Raw genomic sequence first — 1,393 nt, 5'->3', positions numbered from 1 at the left:
GTCCCGGCGGGCCTCGACCGCCAACCGGGTCGCACGCTCACGCAGCTCATCGTTGTACTTCTTCGGTGCGGGCATCGCTGGTGTTCCTCCCAGGTTTCGATGTCTCCATCAAACCCGGTGCGGGACAAACCGCAAACGGGCAGTGGTGGTGGCTGGTGGGCCGGGTAGCGGCAAAAGTGTCATCGCGCTGTCGGTGATGGGGGAGTTGGCCCGCCGAGGCCAGACGGTGCTGCACGCCACTGGATCTCGAGTCTTCACCCAGACCCTGCGTCGCTACGCTGGACGCGGATCAACCCGGCTGCAGGGCATGTTCAAGTACTTCGGAAGCCCCGGGCGTGTACTCGGTTGCCGACGGTTCGGGGGCAAGGGGGTCAGCGTTCACGCGTGAAGAGTCGCATGCGTCAATCCTAAGGTCGCGAGACTGATTAGGAGTCCTGATCCGAGGTGTCGGCGACGAAGACTCCGATGCCCATGCGGCCAACCAACTCGCCCAGCTCGATCATGGAGTCCAGCGCCCGCCGCACAGTCATGTGGCTGGTGTCGTACTCCTCGGCGAGGAGGCGGACGGAGGGGAGCTTGCTGCCTGGTGGATAGATGCCAACGCGGATCTTGGCGCGTAGATCATCTCTGATCTGTCGCCAGAGCGGCGGGGCGTACGGCATGAGATCAGGGAAGCACTGAACTGAAGAATCATGTAAAGGATCCCCTTCCTGTCTTTACAGGCTTTACAGGAGAGCTAAGCTCAGGTCGTGATGACAGAGGCGACGGTGCGAGGGGCAGGTGGGTGTGGAGGTGTGACGCGTGCGATGCGCAAACGCGGGCTACTGCTCCGTGTCTTGCAGGTCGCGCCGGTGGGCTTTGATCCACCGTTCCACGTCCTCCGCCCGCCAGATGCGGCCGACCGAGAGGACCGCAACGGGGTCGGGGAACGTCTTGGAGTTGGTGATCTGGTAGGCGCGCGTGCGGGACACGCCGAGCATGTCCTGAATCTCCTGGCTCGCCACCAGCCGCAACTTTCCCACGTGCTCACGGTAAGAGCAGGCGAACTGAACACATGTGCTCTGTTCAGATGCTCTCTTCAAGCGACTAGTGAACGTATAGGCTGTGCACCTGTTCACTTCGTGTCAATGCTCGAAGCGACCAGTAGGGGAGACGTGGCGGGACATGAGTAGGCGGTGGAAGTGGTTTTGCGGCCGGGGCCGGTCGCGCTGGATCTGACCGGGCAGGCCGTGCCGGACGGGGATGTGCCGGGGCGGTTTCGGCGGGTGTCGGTGGAGCATGTCGTACCGGAGCTGCGGTTGACCTCGGGTTGCGACGGCGCGGAGGTCTACGAGCGGCCCGAGGAGCGTCCGGCGGGGCGGCGGAACGTGGGCGCGGGCCGGTGCGAGCGGGG

4 protein-coding genes are annotated in these 1,393 nt (G+C 64.2%); 2 read left to right on the top strand and 2 right to left on the bottom strand.

The window, feature by feature from the left end; translation table 11 throughout:
- The first annotated feature begins 142 nt into the window (after nucleotides 1–142).
- Nucleotides 143–388 (top strand): DNA/RNA helicase domain-containing protein, encoded by a 246-nt coding sequence (locus C1I93_RS32860; RefSeq protein ID WP_309148226.1) that lies wholly within the window; start codon nucleotides 143–145, stop codon nucleotides 386–388.
- Nucleotides 389–425: 37 nt separating this feature from the next.
- Here the strand turns inward: C1I93_RS32860 and C1I93_RS30475 are convergent, their stop codons facing one another.
- Nucleotides 426–662, bottom strand: a complete 237-nt coding sequence (locus tag C1I93_RS30475) for a GntR family transcriptional regulator (protein WP_111246681.1) — start codon at nucleotides 660–662, stop codon at nucleotides 426–428.
- 159 nt (nucleotides 663–821) lie between these two features.
- Nucleotides 822–1,022, bottom strand: a complete 201-nt coding sequence (locus tag C1I93_RS30470) for a helix-turn-helix transcriptional regulator (RefSeq protein ID WP_181445391.1) — start codon at nucleotides 1,020–1,022, stop codon at nucleotides 822–824.
- Between the two features lie 153 nt (nucleotides 1,023–1,175).
- On the opposite strand from C1I93_RS30470, the gene C1I93_RS30465 reads away from it, so the two are divergent.
- On the top strand, nucleotides 1,176–1,393 hold a 218-nt coding region (locus C1I93_RS30465), incomplete at its 3' end, for a hypothetical protein (protein WP_146603617.1).

This window comes from Micromonospora endophytica, assembly GCF_003236305.1.
GTDB classification, from domain to species: Bacteria; Actinomycetota; Actinomycetes; order Mycobacteriales; family Micromonosporaceae; genus Micromonospora; species Micromonospora endophytica.
The sequence above is the reverse complement of the archived record's forward strand: the minus strand, read 5'-3'. Positions and strand labels throughout refer to the sequence as shown.